This is a genomic window from Rathayibacter sp. AY1A2 (assembly GCF_002930935.1).
GTDB lineage: Bacteria > Actinomycetota > Actinomycetes > Actinomycetales > Microbacteriaceae > Rathayibacter.
Genome location: NZ_PSTP01000005.1, coordinates 180,655 through 197,354, shown reverse-complemented (window position 1 = coordinate 197,354; position 16,700 = coordinate 180,655). Strand labels below are relative to the sequence as shown.

Genomic DNA, 16,700 nt, shown 5'->3' with positions numbered 1-16,700 from the left:
CTCCCCAGGAGACCCCCGTGCGCCTCGTCTTCGCCGGCACGCCCGCCGCCGCCGTTCCGACCCTCCGCGACCTCGCCGCCTCCGCGCACGAGGTCGTCGCCGTGGTCACCCGGGAGGACGCCCCGGTGGGCCGCAAGCGCGTGCTCACCCCCTCGCCGGTCGCCGTCACGGCCGAGGAGCTGGGGATCCCGGTGATCCGGGCGAACCGCCTCGACGAGGACGTGACCGACCGGATCGCGGAGCTCGCCCCCGACCTCGGCGTGATCGTGGCCTACGGCGGCCTCGTCCGGCAGCGCCTGCTGGCGGTGCCGCGCCTGGGCTGGATCAACCTGCACTTCTCCCTGCTGCCGCGCTGGCGCGGGGCGGCTCCCGTCCAGCGGGCGCTGATGGCGGGCGACACGCGGATCGGCGCGAGCGTCTTCCAGCTGGTCGCCGAGCTCGACGCCGGTGACGTGTACGCCGAGCTCGCCGTCGACGCGGGGGAGCGCACCGCGGGCGAGCTGCTGACGGAGCTGGCCGGGAGCGGCGCCGGCCTCACCCTCGGCGTGGTCGACGCGCTGGAGGAGGGCACGGCCGTCGCTACTCCGCAGGCCGGAGAGGCGACCCCCGCTCCCAAGCTCGACGCCGCGGACGGCCGGATCGACTGGAGCCTCCCGACCGCGCGGGTCCTCGCGCTCGTGCGCGGAACGACTCCCGAGCCCGGAGCCTCGACCGCGGTGGGGGACGCGCGCCTCAAGGTGCTCGCGGTCCGCGCGGCCGAGGGGGACCTCGCTCCCGGCGTCGTCCGCCTCGACTCGGGACGCGCCCTCGTCGGCACCGCGGACGGAGCGGTGGAGCTGGTCACCGTCCAGCCCGCCGGCAGGACCCCGATGGCCGGCGCCGCCTGGGCCCGCGGCCTGCGCGAGAGCACGGTGCTCGCGTGAGCGCCCGGCGCGAGGCCGCTCCCGCCCGCCGGGTCGCCTACGACGTCCTGCTCGCGGTGAGCGGGTCGGACGCCTACGCCAACCTGGTCCTGCCCGCGCGGATCAGCGCCGCCGGCCTCTCGCCCGCCGACGCGGGACTGGCCACCGAGCTCTGCTACGGCACCCTGCGGATGTCCGGCTACTACGACCGCGTGATCGCCCTCGCGGCCGGCCGGTCCGTCGAGAGCATCGATGCGCCGGTGCTCGACGCGCTGCGCCTGGGCGTGCACCAGCTGCTCGCGACCCGCGTGGCCCCGCACGCCGCGGTGAACGAGAGCGTCGCGCTCGTCGCGGCCGGCTCCTCGCGGGGAGCGGTGGCCTTCGCCAACGCCGTGCTGCGCGCGGTCTCGCGCTCGAGCGCCGGCGAGTGGCGCGAGCGGGTCTCCGCGGCCGCGGTCTCCGGCGACGACCGGATCGCCGCGCTGAGCTCCCACCCCGTGTGGATCGTGCGCGCCCTGCGACGGGCGCTGGCGGCGGAGGGGGCGGCCGACGAGCTCGACGCGCTGCTCGCCGCCGACAACGCGGCTCCGCGGGTGAACCTGGTGGCTCTGCCGGGCCTGGCGTCTCCCGGCGAGATCGCCGACGCCGAACCCGACCGGTTCTCGCCGGTCGGCATGACCAGCACCGGCGGCGACCCGGAGGCGTTCCCCGCGGTGCACGAGGGCCGCGTGCGCGTGCAGGACGAGGGCTCCCAGCTCGCCGCTCTGGCGCTCTCCCGGGCACGGCCGGTCCGCCCGGGCGAGCGCTGGCTCGACCTGTGCGCGGGACCCGGCGGCAAGGCGGCGCTGCTCGCGGCGGAGGCGCGCGCAGGAGGGGCGGCGCTGCTCGCCAACGAGGTGGTCCCGGGCCGCGCGGGCCTGGTGCGGCAGGCGCTGGCCGCCGTCGACCCGTCGGTCGAGGTGCGCACCGGCGACGGGCGCGACCTGGGCGACGAGCAGCCGGGATCGTTCGACCGCATCCTCCTCGACGCGCCGTGCACCGGTCTCGGTGCGCTGCGGCGGCGGCCGGAGGCGCGCTGGCGCAAGTCCGCGGCCGACGTGGAGCCGCTGGCCGCACTCCAGGGCGAGCTGCTCGACTCCGCGGTGAGGGCTCTCGCTCCCGACGGTCTGCTGGCCTACGTGACCTGCTCGCCGCACCTCGGAGAGACCCGGCGCGTGCTCGCCCTCGCGCAGGAGCGGCACGAGCTCGAGCTCGTCGACACGCCGGCCCTGCTGCGCGCGGTGACGGCGGACCCGCTCCCGCTGCCGGACGGCCCCCTCCACGTGCAGCTCTGGCCGCACCGGCACGGCACCGACGCCATGTTCGTGCAGCTCCTCCGCCGCCGGCCCCTCGAGGCGGCGTCCGGGAACGCCTGACCCCTCCGGAGCGGGAGCGTCCTCGGCCGGGCGGACGCGGAGGACGCTCCGATCTAGGCTGGAGGCATGCCCGCACGGATCAACCCCAGCATCCTCTCCGCCGACTTCGTGAACTTCGAGGCCGAGCTGCAGCGCATCGCCGGAGCCGACCTCGTGCACGTCGACGTGATGGACAACCACTTCGTGCCGAACCTCACCTTCGGGCTGACCATGGTCCAGCGCCTCCAGGACGTCTCGCCCCGCCCGCTCGACCTGCACCTGATGATCGACGACCCCGACCGGTGGGCCCCCGACTACGCCGAGACCGGCGCCTTCTCCGTGACCTTCCACGCCGAGGCCGCGCGCGACGCCGTGGCCCTGGCGCGGCGCCTGCGCGAGATCGGCTCGCGGGCGGGGATCGCGCTCAAGCCGGGCACGATGGTGGACGACTACCTCGACCTCCTGCCCGAGTTCGACCAGGTCCTCGTGATGACGGTCGAGCCCGGCTTCGGGGGCCAGCCCTTCATGCAGGAGACGATGCCCAAGCTGCGCACGCTCCGGAACGTGGTGGACCGCACCGGGCTCGACGTCTGGCTCCAGGTCGACGGCGGGATCGCACCCGGCACGATCGAGATCGCAGCGGAGGCGGGAGCCGACACCTTCGTCGCGGGCTCCGCGGTCTTCGGCGCGGACGACCCGGAGGCCGCGATCGCGTCGCTGCGCGAGACGGCGACCGCTCACCTGCACCGGCACTGAGGCGGCCGCGTCCGGCCGCCGTATAGACTTCCCCGGTGAAAACTTTCGACGACCTCTTCGCTGAGCTGGGCGAGAAGGCCGCCGCCCGTCCCGAGGGTTCGGGCACCGTCCGCGAGCTCGACGCCGGCGTGCACTTCATCGGCAAGAAGATCGTCGAGGAGGCCGCGGAGGTGTGGATGGCCGCCGAGTACGAGGGCGACGAGCGCACCGCCGAGGAGATCTCGCAGCTGCTCTACCACCTGCAGGTGCTCATGCTCGCCAAGGGACTGACGACGGCCGACGTCTACCGGCATCTGTGAGCCCCGCCCCGCTCGCCGGGGTGCGCCTCCGCTCCGCGCCGTCGCGCCCGCACGCTCCCCGAGGAGCCGTGCCGCCCCCTGAACAGCCGTCGAGTCATGAAGGACGTCCCGTGACCACCACCCCCGCCCCGGCGCTCCTGCGCGTCGCCGTCCCCAACAAGGGCTCCCTCTCGGAGACCGCCGGTCAGATGCTCGCGGAGGCCGGCTACACCGGCCGCCGCGACCCGAAGGAGCTGCACGTCGTCGACGAGCGCAACGGGGTGGAGTTCTTCTACCTGCGACCGCGCGACATCGCCACCTACGTCGGCTCCGGCGCTCTCGACGTCGGGGTCACCGGCCGCGACCTCCTGATCGACTCCGGCTCCGAGGCGCGCGAGATCGCGAGCCTCGGCTTCGCGAACTCCACCTTCCGCTTCGCCGGGCCCGCAGGCCGCTACGACGAGCTCGCGCAGATCGACGGCCTCCGCGTGGCGACCAGCTACCCGGGCCTCGTGGGCCGCTTCCTCCGGGAGCACGGCGTCGAGGTGACGCTGATCCGCCTCGACGGCGCGGTCGAGTCCGCGATCCAGCTCGGCGTCGCCGACGTCATCGCCGATGTCGTCGAGACCGGCACCACGCTCCGCAAGGCCGGCCTCGAGATCTTCGGCCCGGTCATCCTGGACTCGACCGCCGTCCTGGTCTCCGCCGCAGGGGAGCCCGAGGGCATCCCGGTGCTGCTGCGCCGCCTGCAGGGCGTGCTGGTCGCCCGCGAGTACGTGCTGCTCGACTACGACTGCCCCGTCGCGCTCCTGGAGAGCGCCACGGCGATCGCGCCGGGCTTCGAGTCCCCGACGGTCTCGCCGCTGCACGACGCCGAGTGGGTGGCCGTCCGCGTGATGGTGCCGCGCGCGGACATGAACCAGGTGATGGACCGCCTGTACGACCTGGGCGCCCGCGCGATCCTGGTCACCTCCATCCACGCCGCGCGCCTGTAGAGGGGGAGCCGATGAGTCTCGCCGTCCGCGTCATCCCCTGCCTCGACGTCGCCGCCGGCCGCGTCGTGAAGGGCGTCAACTTCCAGAACCTTCGCGATGCGGGCGACCCCGTCGAGCTCGCCCGCCTCTACTTCGAGCAGGGCGCCGACGAGCTGACCTTCCTCGACGTCACCGCCACGGTCGACGACCGCTCGACCACCTACGACGTGGTGCGGGCGACCGCCGAGCAGGTCTTCATCCCGCTCACGGTCGGCGGAGGCGTGCGCAGCGCCGAGGACGTCTCGCGACTGCTCGCGCACGGCGCCGACAAGGTGGGCGTCAACTCCGCCGCGATCGCCCGGCCCGAGCTCCTCGGCGAGATCGCCGACGTCTTCGGCGCGCAGGTGCTCGTGCTCTCGCTCGACGTCAAGCGGAGCGACGCCGCGGCGTCCGGCTTCGTCGTCACCACTCATGGCGGACGCCGCGAGACCGAGCTCGACGCCCTGGCCTGGGCGGCCGAGGCCGTCGAGCGCGGCGCCGGGGAGCTGCTGGTCAACTCCATCGACGCCGACGGCACCAAGCAGGGCTTCGACCTCGAGCTGATCGCCGCGATGCGCGAGCTGAGCTCCGTGCCCGTCATCGCCTCTGGAGGCGCCGGTGCCGTCGAGCACTTCGCTCCGGCCGTCGGCGCGGGGGCCGACGCCGTGCTCGCCGCCTCCGTCTTCCACAATCGCGAGCTGACGATCGGCGACGTCAAGCGCTCGCTCGCGGCCTCCGGGATCGAGATCCGATGACCCCCGCCGAGCTCGACGCCGTCCTGGACCGCGCCGCCTTCGATCCGACCGGGCTCCTGCCCGCGATCATCCAGCAGCACGACACCCGCGAGGTGCTCATGATGGGCTGGATGGACCGCGAGGCTCTCCGGCGCACCCTCACCGAGGGCCGCGTCACCTTCTGGTCGCGCTCGCGCCAGGAGTACTGGCGCAAGGGCGACACGTCCGGGCACGCGCAGTACGTGCGGGGTGCCGCCCTCGACTGCGACGCCGACACCGTGCTGGTCCAGGTCGAGCAGATCGGCGCAGCCTGCCACACGGGCGAGCACGCCTGCTTCGACGTCGACCCCCTCGTGCCGTTCACCGGCCTCGGCCCGGCGGAGTGAGCATGAGCGGACGGCGGCTGAAGTACACGGCGATCCTCGGGGTCGTGCTGCTCGCCGCGCTCGAGCTGACCGCCTCCACCCAGACCTGGTCCACGCTGACCCTGGCCGCGATCGAGGGGGAGGGCCAGCGGATCGACGTGGCCGGGACCGTCGCCGCGCCCGCGCTCTCCGCCCTGGCGCTCGCGGGCCTCGCTCTCGCCGCGGCCCTCGCCATCGCCGGCCCCGTCTTCCGGATCGTGCTCGGTGTGCTCCAGGCCGTCCTCGGCGCCTCGGTGGTGCTCGCGGCCGCGACGGCACTGGGCGACCCCGTGCGCGCCGGCGCCTCGCTGGTCACGGAGGCGACCGCCATCGCGGGGGAGCAGTCCGTCGCCGCGCTCGTGGCCTCGTCCTCCGCGACGGCCTGGCCCGTCGTCGCCCTGGTCTGCGGCGTGCTCACCGCGCTGCTCGGGATCGGCGTCCTCGCGACCTCGCGCCGCTGGCCGGGAGCGGCGCGGAAGCGCGCGTCCCGCTTCGAGCCCGCCGACGGCTACGGCCACGGCGCGTCGACCGTGCAGACGGACGACGGCGACATCGACCCGGTCGTCTCGTGGGACGAGCTCTCGCGCGGCGACGACCCCACCTCGGGCCGCTGACACCGGCCGGGGTCGTGTCCGGCGGTCCGGCATCCCCGCCTCCTGCAGGCGGCTGCACAGGCGAGTCCGGGGCCGGGCGCTCAGGCGCCTCACGCTAGACTGCTCTGGTCCCGATGCACCCCCAGGAGGAGACCCATGAGCACCGAGCACGACGACGACAACCACGGCCACTCGCCCGCAGCGTGGACGGCCGTCGTCATCATGCTGGTCGGATTCACGATCGGCACGATCGCGTTCTGGTTCGACGTGCCCCTGGTGGTCTGGCTCTCGGCCGGCCTGGTCGTGGTGGGTCTGCTCGTGGGCATGGGCATGGCCAAGGCGGGCTACGGCGTCAACGGCGCGAAGGCGAACCCGAAGGCGCGCGCCTAGGTGCTCGCCGACCTCACCGCCGGCGCCCTGGCCGACGCGGCCCGGCGCCGCGAGAGCGCCCCGCTCGAAGCCGTCGAGCGCCGCGCGCTCGCCCAGGCGCCCGCCCTCGACGCCCTGGCCGCTCTGGCCCCCGCCGAGCGCGTCAGGATCATCGCCGAGGTGAAGCGCGCCAGCCCGTCGCGCGGAGCCCTCGCCGACATCCCCGTCCCCGCCGAGCTGGCCGGACAGTACGAGCTCGGGGGAGCGAGCGCGATCAGCGTCCTCACCGAGGAGCGCCGCTTCAAGGGGTCCCTCGCGGACCTCGAGGCGGTCCGCGAGCGCGTGTCGATCCCCGTCCTGCGCAAGGACTTCGTCGCCGAGCCGTACCAGGTCCTCGAGGCCCGCGCGGCCGGAGCCGACCTGGTCCTCCTCATCGTCGCCGCGCTCGAGCAGCCCCTGCTCGCCGAGCTGCACGCCCTCGTGCTCGAGCTGGGGATGACCCCGCTCGTCGAGACGCACTCGGCCGACGAGCTCGAGCGGGCCGCCGACCTCGGCGCGAGGCTCATCGGCGTGAACGCCCGCGACCTCTCCACCTTCCAGCTCGACCGCGACCTCTTCGGCCGCCTCTCCGAGCGCTTCCCCGACGACGCGGTGAAGGTGGCCGAGTCGGCCGTCCTCACCGCCGACGACGTCGCGCACTACCGCGGCTCCGGAGCCGACGTCGTCCTCGTGGGCGAGGCTCTCGTCACCGGCGGCGACCCCGTCTCCACCCTCGCCGGCTTCCTGGCGCACTGACCACTCCGATAGGCGGTACCCCCATGGCACTCCGGGATGAACTCGGCCCCTACTTCGGCGAGTTCGGCGGACGCTACGTCCCCGAGTCCCTCGTCGAGGCCCTCGACGAGCTGAGCGCCGAGTACGAGCGCACGAAGGTCGACCCCGCGTTCGCGGCCGAGCTGATGGAGCTGCACCGCAGCTACACCGGCCGTCCGTCGATCATCACCGAGGTGCCGCGGTTCGCCGAGCACGCCGGCGGAGCGCGGATCATCCTCAAGCGCGAGGACCTCAACCACACCGGCTCGCACAAGATCAACAACGTGCTGGGCCAGGCGCTGCTCACCAAGCGGATCGGCAAGACCCGCGTCATCGCCGAGACGGGAGCGGGCCAGCACGGCGTCGCGACCGCCACGGCCGCCGCCCTGTTCGGCCTCGACTGCGTGGTCTACATGGGCGAGGTCGACACCGAGCGCCAGGCCCTCAATGTCGCCCGCATGCGCCTGCTCGGCGCCGAGGTGATCCCCGTGACGACCGGCTCGCGCACCCTCAAGGACGCGATCAACGACGCGATGCGGGACTGGGTGACGAACGTGGGCACCACGAACTACATCTTCGGCACCGTCGCGGGCCCGCACCCGTTCCCGGCCCTCGTCCGCGACTTCCAGAAGATCATCGGCGAGGAGGCGCGCGAGCAGGTCCTCGAGCTCACCGGCTCGCTGCCCACCGCGGTCACCGCCTGCGTCGGCGGCGGCTCCAACGCGATGGGGATCTTCCACGCCTTCCTCGACGACCCCGAGGTCCGCCTCGTCGGCTTCGAGGCCGGCGGCGACGGGATCGAGACCCCCCGCCACGCGGCGACCATCAGCAAGGGCCGCCCCGGCGTCCTGCACGGCGCCCGCAGCTTCCTCCTCCAGGACGAGGACGGCCAGACCGTCGAGTCGCACTCGATCTCGGCCGGCCTCGACTACCCGGGCATCGGCCCGGAGCACGCATGGCTCTCGAGCATCGGCCGCGCCGACTACCGCGCGGTCACCGACTCGGCCGCGATGGACGCGCTCATGCTGCTCAGCCGCACCGAGGGGATCATCCCGGCGATCGAGTCCGCGCACGCGCTGGCCGGCACGCTGGAGCTCGGGCGCGAGCTCGGCCCCGAGGCCACCATCCTGGTCAACCTCTCGGGCCGCGGCGACAAGGACATGACGACCGCTGCGCACTACTTCGGCCTCATGGACCAGGGCGCGGTGCAGTCGTGAGCGGCCGCGGACCGAGCGTCGCCGAGACCGTCCGGCGCCGGAACGAGGAGGCGGCGGGCGCCCTGATCGGCTACCTCCCCGTCGGGTTCCCCGACCTGCCGACCAGCATCGACGCCGCCGTGGCCATGGCGGAGAACGGCGTCGACGCGATCGAGCTCGGTCTGCCCTACTCCGATCCGGTGATGGACGGACCCGTCATCCAGGAGGCGACCCAGGCCGCCATCGCGGGCGGCTTCCGCCTCCGCCACGGCTTCGAGGCCGTCCGCGAGATCCGGGCGCGCGTCGACGTGCCGGTCCTGGTGATGACCTACTACAACCCCGTCCTGCAGTACGGGGTCGAGCGCTTCGCCACTGATCTGGCCGAGGCCGGCGGGTCCGGCCTCATCACGCCCGACCTGATCCCGGACGAGGGCGCCGAGTGGCTCGCGGTCTCCGAGCGGCTCGGACTCGACCGCGTGTTCCTCGCGGCGCCGTCCTCGACGGACACGCGCCTGCGCCAGGCCGTCGACTCGAGCCGTGGATTCGTCTACGCGGTCTCGACGATGGGCATCACCGGCGCGCGCACCGACGTCGACTCCGCGGCCCGCACCCTGGTCGACCGCCTCCGCGCCGCCGGCTCCGAGAGCGCGTGCGTCGGCCTGGGCATCTCAACCGGCGAGCAGGTCGCCGAGATCCTCGCCTACGCGGACGGCGCCATCGTCGGATCCGCCCTGGTGCGGGCGCTGGCGTCCGGCGGGGTCGACGCGGTCGCCGAGACCTCCCGCGGCCTCGCCGAGGGCACCCGCCTGCGCTCCGCGCGCTGACACCCTCCCGCTACAATCGGGATGCCCACCGGGGCGCGGCAGAGCCGCGCCCGGGGGACCCCCTCCTTCGAAAGGTCGAGTACCGGTGTCCGTACCGCTGAGCATTCCGAGCCCCCCCGACGCGTGGAGTCAGTACGACCTCACGATCGGCACCTTCACGCTCGCGATCCACACCTACGCGCTCTGCATCCTCGCGGGGATCATCGTGGCGACGATCATGACGAACCAGCGCCTCAAGCGCCGCGGCGCGGAGCCGTGGGTCGTGCTCGACATCATCATCTGGGCCGTGCCGCTCGGCATCGTCGGCGCCCGCGCCTACCACGTGCTCACCCACCCCGGCGACTACTTCTACGACGGCGCCGACCCGTGGGAGGTCGTCCGCATCTGGAACGGCGGCAACGCCATCTTCGGCGGGCTGATCGGAGGCGCGGTCGGCGCGTTCATCGGCTGCCGCTGGACAGGAGTGCGGTTCTGGACCTTCGCCGACGCCCTCGCCCCCGGCATGCTCGCCGCGCAGGCGCTCGGGCGTCTGGGCAACTGGTTCAACCACGAGCTCTTCGGCCTGCCCACGACCCTGCCCTGGGGCCTCGAGATCGAGACCACCAACCCGGCCTTCCCCGTCGGCCTCCCGGCGGGCACGCTCTTCCACCCGACCTTCCTCTACGAGATCCTCTGGAACGTCGTCGGCATCGCGGTCATCCTCCTGCTCGAGCGCCGTCTCAAGCTGCAGTGGGGCACCGTCTTCGCCGCCTACCTGATCTGGTACGGGATCGGCCGCGTCTGGTTCGAGTCCATCCGGATCGACCCGAGCGAGTTCTTCTGGGGCATCCGCACCAACGTCTGGGCCGCGCTCATCGCCGTGGTCATCGGCCTGGTCCTCGTGGTGATCCAGAAGCGCGAGCACCCGGGCGCCGAGCCCTCGGCCTACCGGCCGGGTCGCGAGTGGACGCCCGCTCCGGCTGCGGTAGAATTCGAGGACGTCGAGTCCGACTCCGACGACACCACCACCCCTGCTTCCGGCACCGACGCCGAGAAGCCGGCGGTCTCCCGCACCTGACGGAGGTCGCGGAGCCTCCGCGACCGCCTCCCGGGTGCCCGACACCTCCACGACCGCCCCATCGCGGCGCAGCCACGAGCGCTGCCGCGGGCGGGTCGTCGTGCAGGCACCGCCGGCGGCGCGCGACGCTCGCGCCACGGCAGAACCCTGCGGCCCTCCCGATCGGGGAGCCGCTCCTCCTCCACCACCGCGGGCCAGTGACGTCCCGATCAGCCATCACCCCCGTGAGGACGGTTCCCATGGCCTCCGCCCAGCCCTCGACCCCGGCCCGCGCCGTGCCCTTCCTGGGCATGCCGCCGGCGCAGGGGATGTACGATCCGGCCGCCGAGAAGGACGCGTGCGGTCTCGCGATGGTCGCCACCATGCGCGGCACCGCCGGCCACGACATCATCGACGCCGCGCTGAACGCGCTGCGCAACCTCGAGCACCGCGGCGCCGTCGGCTCCGACGCGGGAACGGGCGACGGCGCGGGGATCATCACGCAGATCCCGGACGAGTTCCTCCGCGCGGTCGCTCCCTTCGAGCTCCCGCCGCTGGGCCAGTACGCGGTGGGCAACGCCTTCCTCCCGGTGGACGTGTTCGAGCGCGAGCGGGTCAAGTCGACGATCGCCGACATCGCCCGCGAGGAGAACCTCGCCGTGGTCGGCTGGCGCTCCGTGCCCGTGCAGCCCGACGAGATCGGCACGCTCGCCCGGGCCGCCATGCCGGCGATCGAGCAGCTGTTCATCCGGAGCGAGCTGACCGACGAGAGCGGCACGCCCCTCTCCTCCGTGCGCCTCGACCGTCTGACCTTCCGCCTGCGCAAGCGCGTCGAGCGCGAGCTCGAGGTCTACTTCATGTCGCTCTCGAGCCGCACGCTCGTCTACAAGGGCATGGTGACGACGCTCCAGCTGGAGCCGTTCTACCCGGACCTGTCCGACGAGCGCTTCGCGTCGAAGCTCGCGCTGGTGCACTCCCGGTACTCCACCAACACCTTCCCGTCGTGGCCGCTCGCTCAGCCGTTCCGGATGATCGCGCACAACGGCGAGATCAACACGGTGCAGGGCAACCGCAACTGGATGCGCGCGCGCCAGTCGCAGCTGAAGAGCCGCGAGCTGGGCGACCTGGCCCCGCTGTTCCCGATCGTCTCGCCCGGCCGCAGCGACTCCGCCTCGTTCGACGAGACCGTCGAGCTGCTCAACCTGGCCGGCCGGTCGCTCCCGCACGCGGTCATGATGATGGTGCCGGAGGCCTGGGAGAACCAGGACGGCGCGCTCGACCCGAAGCGCCGCGCGTTCTACGAGTACCACTCGATGCTCATGGAGCCGTGGGACGGCCCGGCCGCGATCGTCTTCACCGACGGCGAGCTCGTCGGCGCCACTCTCGACCGCAACGGGCTCCGCCCCGGCCGCTACGTCGTGACCGACGACGGGCTCGTGGTGCTCGCCAGCGAGATCGGCGTGCTCGACATCGACCCCGCGAAGGTGGTCCGCAAGGGACGCCTGCAGCCCGGCCGCATGTTCCTGGTCGACACCGAGCAGGGCCGCATCGTCGAGGACGAGGAGATCAAGGGGCAGCTCGCCGCCTCCGGTCCGTTCGAGGAGTGGCTCGAGAAGGGCCGCATCAACCTCAAGGACCTCCCCGAGCGCGAGCACATCGTGCACACGCCCGCCTCGGTCAACCGCCGCCAGCGCACCTTCGGCTACACCGAGGAGGAGGTCCGCCTCCTCCTGCTGCCGATGGCGCGCGCCGGTGCGGAGCCGCTCGGAGCGATGGGCTCGGACACCCCCGTGGCCGTCCTGTCCAAGCGCCCCCGCCTGCTCTTCGACTACTTCACGCAGGCCTTCGCGCAGGTGACGAACCCGCCGCTGGACTCGATCCGCGAGGAGGTCGTGACCTCGCTCCGCCTGGGCCTCGGCCCCGAGCGCAACCTGCTGACCGCCGGTGCCGAGCACGCGCGCCAGGTCGTCCTCGACTTCCCGGTCATCGACAACGACGAGCTCGCGAAGATCCAGCACATCGCGCCGCGCCCGCTGAGCCACATCACCACGACGATCCGCGGCCTGTACCGCGTCGACGCGGGACCCCGCGCGATGCAGGACCGCATCGACGAGATGTGCGACGAGGCCGACGAGGCCATCGCCGCGGGAGCGCAGTTCCTGGTGCTCTCGGACCGCGACTCCACCAAGGACCTCGCGCCGATCCCCTCGCTGCTGATGCTCGCCGCCGTGCACCACCACCTCATCCGCACCGAGAACCGGATGCGAGTGGGGCTCGTGGTCGAGGCGGGCGACGTCCGCGAGGTGCACCATGTGGCGACGCTCATCGGCTACGGCGCCTCCGCGGTCAACCCGTACCTGGCGATGGAGACCTGCGAGGACCTCGTCCGCAGCGGCATGCTGTCGGACGTCTCGCCGGAGAAGGCCGTGAAGAACGTGATCAAGGCGCTCGGCAAGGGCGTGCTGAAGATCATGTCCAAGATGGGCATCTCCACCGTGTCGAGCTACGCCGGGGCGCAGACCTTCGAGGCCGTCGGCCTCAGCCAGGCGTTCGTCGACCAGTACTTCACCGGCACCGTCTCGAAGCTCGGCGGCATCGGCATCGACGTCGTCGCCGAGGAGAACGCCGCGCGTCACCGCGCCGCGTACCCCGAGGACGGCGCGATCGTCGCGCATGAGCGCCTGGCGGTCGGCGGCGAGTACCAGTGGCGCCGCGACGGCGCCCCGCACCTGTTCAACCCGGACACGGTGTTCCGCCTGCAGCACTCGACGCGCAACCGCCGCTACGACGTCTTCCGCGAGTACACGAAGATGGTCGACGACCAGGCGAGCTCGCTGATGACCCTCCGCGGCATGTTCAAGCTCGACACCGCGGGGCGCACGCCGATCCCGATCGACGAGGTCGAGCCGGTCGAGGCGATCGTCAAGCGCTTCTCGACGGGCGCGATGAGCTACGGCTCCATCTCGCCGGAGGCGCACGAGACGCTCGCGATCGCGATGAACCGCCTCGGCGCCAAGTCGAACACCGGCGAGGGCGGCGAGGACACCGAGCGGCTGCTCGACCCGGAGCGCCGCTCCGCGATCAAGCAGGTCGCCTCGGGCCGCTTCGGCGTCACGAGCATGTACCTCACCCACGCGGACGACATCCAGATCAAGCTCGCCCAGGGCGCCAAGCCCGGCGAGGGCGGTCAGCTGCCGCCGACGAAGGTGTACCCGTGGATCGCGCGCACCCGGCACGCGACCGCCGGCGTCGGCCTGATCTCGCCGCCGCCGCACCACGACATCTACTCGATCGAGGACCTCAAGCAGCTGATCTTCGACCTCAAGCGGGCGAACCCGTCGGCGCGCATCCACGCGAAGCTGGTCAGCCAGTCGGGCATCGGAGCGGTCGCCGCCGGCACCGCGAAGGCCCTCGCCGACGTGATCCTCGTCTCGGGTCACGACGGCGGCACCGGCGCGAGCCCGGTGAACTCGCTCAAGCACGCGGGCACGCCCTGGGAGCTCGGCCTGGCCGAGACCCAGCAGACGCTGATGCTCAACGGCATGCGCGACCGCGTGGTCGTGCAGGTCGACGGCCAGATGAAGACCGGTCGCGACGTCGTCATCGGCGCGCTGCTCGGAGCCGAGGAGTTCGGCTTCGCGACGGCTCCGCTGATCGTCGAGGGCTGCATCATGATGCGCGTCTGCCACCTCGACACCTGCCCGGTGGGCGTCGCGACGCAGAACCCGGAGCTGCGCCAGCGGTTCTCCGGCAAGCCCGAGTTCGTCGTCAACTTCTTCGAGTTCATCGCCCAGGAGGTGCGCGAATACCTCGCGCAGCTCGGCTTCCGGAGCGTCGACGAGATCGTCGGCCACCGCGAGCTGCTCGACGTCGACCAGGCGATCGAGCACTGGAAGGCGAGCGGGCTCGACCTGACGCCGATCCTCGTCGGACCGGTCTTCACGGCGGAGGAGCCGCGCCGCCACGGCCGCGCGCAGGAGCACGAGCTCGAGCACCACTTCGACAACGAGCTGATCCGCCTCGCGGCGAACGTGCTCGACCACCGCGGCACCGTGCGGATCGAGCGCGAGATCAAGAACACCGAGCGCGCCGTCGGCACCATGCTGGGCCACGAGGTCACTGTCCGATTCGGCGAGAACGGCCTGCCGGCCGACTCCATCGTCGTGTCGCTCCGCGGCTCGGCCGGGCAGTCGCTCGGAGCGTTCCTCCCCGCCGGCATCACGCTGCGGCTCGAGGGAGACTCCAACGACTACGTCGGCAAGGGCCTCTCGGGCGGCCAGATCATGGTGCGGCCGGACCGCCGCAGCACCTTCGACGCCTCGACGAACGTGATCGCGGGCAACGTGATCGGCTACGGGGCGACCCAGGGCACGATGTTCATCCGCGGGATGGTCGGCGAGCGCTTCCTGGTCCGCAACTCCGGCGCCACCGCGGTGGTCGAGGGAGTGGGCGACCACGCGCTCGAGTACATGACCGGCGGCCTGGCGGTGATCCTCGGCGAGACCGGGCGGAACCTCGGCGCCGGCATGTCGGGCGGCACGGCCTACATCCACGGCCTGCGCCGCGAGCTCGTGAACCGCGACGCGATCGCCTCCGGCGAGCTGACCCTCTCCGAGCTCGGCAGCGCCGACGTGGAGATCCTGCGCGACCTGCTCGAGCGGCACGTCGCGGAGACCGAGTCGACCCTGGCCCAGGGGATGCTCGACGATTTCGACGGAACGGTCTCGCGTTTCGTCAAGGTACTGCCCCGCGACTTCGCCGCGGTGCTCGCGACGCGCGCATCCGCTGTGGAGGAGGGGCTCGATCCCGACGGCGACGTCGTCTGGGGACGGATTCTGGAGGTGACCGGTGGCTGATCCCAAGGGGTTCCTGAAGGTGCAGGACCGGGAGCTGCCCAAGCGGCGTCCCGTGTCCGTCCGCCTGATGGACTGGAAAGAGGTCTACGAGCAGGGCGACTCCGCCGTGCTGCGCCGGCAGGCGGGCCGCTGCATGGACTGCGGCATCCCGTTCTGCCACAAGGGCTGCCCGCTGGGGAACCTGATCCCCGAGTGGAACGACCTGATGTGGCGCGGCGAGGGCCGCCAGGCGATCGAGCGCCTGCACGCGACGAACAACTTCCCGGAGTTCACGGGCCGGCTCTGCCCGGCGCCGTGCGAGTCGTCCTGCGTGCTCGGCATCAATCAGCCCGCCGTCACGATCAAGCAGATCGAGGTCTCGATCATCGATCAGGCCTTCGGCAACGACTGGGTGCAGCCGCACCCGCCGGAGCGCCTGACCGGCAAGACCGTCGCGGTCGTCGGCTCCGGCCCGGCGGGGCTCGCCGCCGCTCAGCAGCTCACCCGCGCCGGGCACACCGTCGCGGTCTACGAGCGCGACGACCGCATCGGCGGCCTCCTGCGCTACGGGATCCCGGACTTCAAGATGGAGAAGAAGCACCTCGAGCTCCGCCTGAACCAGATGAAGGCCGAGGGCACCCGGTTCCGCGCGGGCGTCGACATCGGCTCCGACATCACCTGGGACGACCTGCGGGCGCGCTACGACGCGGTCGTGGTCGCCACCGGTGCTCTCGTGCCGCGCGACCTGCCGATCCCGGGTCGCGACCTCGACGGCGTGCACTTCGCCATGGAGTACCTCGTGCAGTCGAACCGCGCGATCGCGGGCGACCGCGTCTTCGAGCAGATCTCGGCCGAGGGCAAGCACGTCGTCGTCCTGGGCGGAGGCGACACCGGAGCGGACTGCATCGGCACCGCCCACCGCCAGAAGGCCGCGTCGGTCACGAACCTGGCGATCGGGCAGCAGCCGCCGTCGCAGCGCCCGGACAGCCAGCCCTGGCCGATGGACCCGACCGTGTTCGAGGTCTCGAGCGCCCACGAGGAGGGCGGGGAGCGGATGTTCCTCGCGTCGACCGTGGAGTTCCTCGCGAACGAGGGCGGCGAGGTCCGCGCGGTGCGCGTGGCCGAGACCGAGTACCTCGACGGGCGCCGCGTCCCCAAGGCGGGCACCGAGCGCGAGATCCAGGCCGACCTGGTCCTGCTCGCCCTCGGCTTCACCGGCCCGGAGGCGGACCACCTCGGCCGCCAGCTCGACGTCCCCTTCACCGAGCGCGGCAACGTCGCGCGCGGCGACGCCTTCGAGACGACCGTCCCCGGCGTCTTCGTGGCCGGCGACGCCGGGCGCGGCCAGTCCCTGATCGTCTGGGCGATCGCCGAGGGCCGCTCCGTCGCGGCCGAGGTCGACCGCTACCTCGAGGGCACGACCCAGCTGCCGGCGCCGGTCGGCCCCAACGACCGGGGCTTCACGCTCTAGTCCCCGGGACGCGATAGTCTCGGCCCGCCAGCAATCAGCTCACCCTCCCCGCTAACGACGCGCCTCCGGGCGCAGAACAACG

At 72.7% G+C, this 16,700-nt stretch carries 15 protein-coding genes; all 15 read left to right on the top strand.

From position 1 onward, the window contains the following. Positions 1-17: 17 nt before the first annotated feature. The 15 genes from C5B93_RS17610 to C5B93_RS07295 all read left to right on the top strand — a co-directional run bounded on the left by C5B93_RS17610 (position 18) and on the right by C5B93_RS07295 (position 16,618). Positions 18-923: a methionyl-tRNA formyltransferase gene (locus C5B93_RS17610; protein ID WP_258068167.1), complete on the top strand. Its 906-nt coding sequence runs from the start codon at positions 18-20 to the stop codon at positions 921-923. Next, positions 920-2,317, top strand: coding sequence for an RsmB/NOP family class I SAM-dependent RNA methyltransferase (locus tag C5B93_RS07355; protein WP_258068166.1), 1,398 nt, complete (start codon positions 920-922; stop codon positions 2,315-2,317). The genes C5B93_RS17610 and C5B93_RS07355 overlap by 4 nt, the downstream gene beginning before the upstream one ends. 66 nt (positions 2,318-2,383) lie before the next feature. Continuing rightward, complete coding sequence (gene rpe / locus C5B93_RS07350) at positions 2,384-3,052, top strand: ribulose-phosphate 3-epimerase (protein WP_104292128.1); 669 nt, start codon at positions 2,384-2,386, stop codon at positions 3,050-3,052. 35 nt (positions 3,053-3,087) lie between these two features. Continuing rightward, the gene (locus C5B93_RS07345) at positions 3,088-3,351 is read left to right on the top strand and encodes a phosphoribosyl-ATP diphosphatase (protein WP_055791842.1); all 264 of its coding nucleotides are present in this window, start codon (positions 3,088-3,090) and stop codon (positions 3,349-3,351) included. A 110-nt stretch (positions 3,352-3,461) separates the two neighbouring features. After that, positions 3,462-4,325: an ATP phosphoribosyltransferase gene (hisG, locus tag C5B93_RS07340; RefSeq protein WP_104232660.1), complete on the top strand. Its 864-nt coding sequence runs from the start codon at positions 3,462-3,464 to the stop codon at positions 4,323-4,325. Positions 4,326-4,336: 11 nt separating this feature from the next. Then, positions 4,337-5,098 (top strand): imidazole glycerol phosphate synthase subunit HisF, encoded by a 762-nt coding sequence (hisF, locus tag C5B93_RS07335; protein WP_104292127.1) that lies wholly within the window; start codon positions 4,337-4,339, stop codon positions 5,096-5,098. After that, positions 5,095-5,463, top strand: coding sequence for a phosphoribosyl-AMP cyclohydrolase (gene hisI, locus C5B93_RS07330; protein WP_104292126.1), 369 nt, complete (start codon positions 5,095-5,097; stop codon positions 5,461-5,463). The genes hisF and hisI overlap by 4 nt, the downstream gene beginning before the upstream one ends. 2 nt (positions 5,464-5,465) lie before the next feature. Then, positions 5,466-6,095 (top strand): Trp biosynthesis-associated membrane protein, encoded by a 630-nt coding sequence (locus C5B93_RS07325; RefSeq protein ID WP_104292125.1) that lies wholly within the window; start codon positions 5,466-5,468, stop codon positions 6,093-6,095. A gap of 135 nt (positions 6,096-6,230) precedes the next feature. Continuing rightward, on the top strand, positions 6,231-6,464 hold the full coding sequence (locus C5B93_RS07320) for a DUF6704 family protein (protein ID WP_104221860.1): 234 nt from the start codon (positions 6,231-6,233) through the stop codon (positions 6,462-6,464). After that, positions 6,465-7,238: an indole-3-glycerol phosphate synthase TrpC gene (gene trpC / locus C5B93_RS07315; RefSeq protein ID WP_104221862.1), complete on the top strand. Its 774-nt coding sequence runs from the start codon at positions 6,465-6,467 to the stop codon at positions 7,236-7,238. A 23-nt stretch (positions 7,239-7,261) separates the two neighbouring features. Then, the gene (gene trpB / locus C5B93_RS17475) at positions 7,262-8,473 is read left to right on the top strand and encodes a tryptophan synthase subunit beta (protein ID WP_104225310.1); all 1,212 of its coding nucleotides are present in this window, start codon (positions 7,262-7,264) and stop codon (positions 8,471-8,473) included. After that, positions 8,470-9,276, top strand: coding sequence for a tryptophan synthase subunit alpha (gene trpA, locus C5B93_RS07310; protein ID WP_104232657.1), 807 nt, complete (start codon positions 8,470-8,472; stop codon positions 9,274-9,276). The genes trpB and trpA overlap by 4 nt, the downstream gene beginning before the upstream one ends. Before the next feature lie 85 nt (positions 9,277-9,361). Continuing rightward, entirely contained in the window at positions 9,362-10,333 is a 972-nt protein-coding gene (lgt, locus tag C5B93_RS07305; RefSeq protein ID WP_258065369.1) for a prolipoprotein diacylglyceryl transferase, read from the top strand. 239 nt (positions 10,334-10,572) lie between these two features. Then, positions 10,573-15,168, top strand: coding sequence for a glutamate synthase large subunit (gene gltB / locus C5B93_RS07300; protein WP_104292124.1), 4,596 nt, complete (start codon positions 10,573-10,575; stop codon positions 15,166-15,168). Beyond that, on the top strand, positions 15,161-16,618 hold the full coding sequence (locus C5B93_RS07295) for a glutamate synthase subunit beta (protein ID WP_104267306.1): 1,458 nt from the start codon (positions 15,161-15,163) through the stop codon (positions 16,616-16,618). The genes gltB and C5B93_RS07295 overlap by 8 nt, the downstream gene beginning before the upstream one ends. Positions 16,619-16,700: the final 82 nt, after the last annotated feature.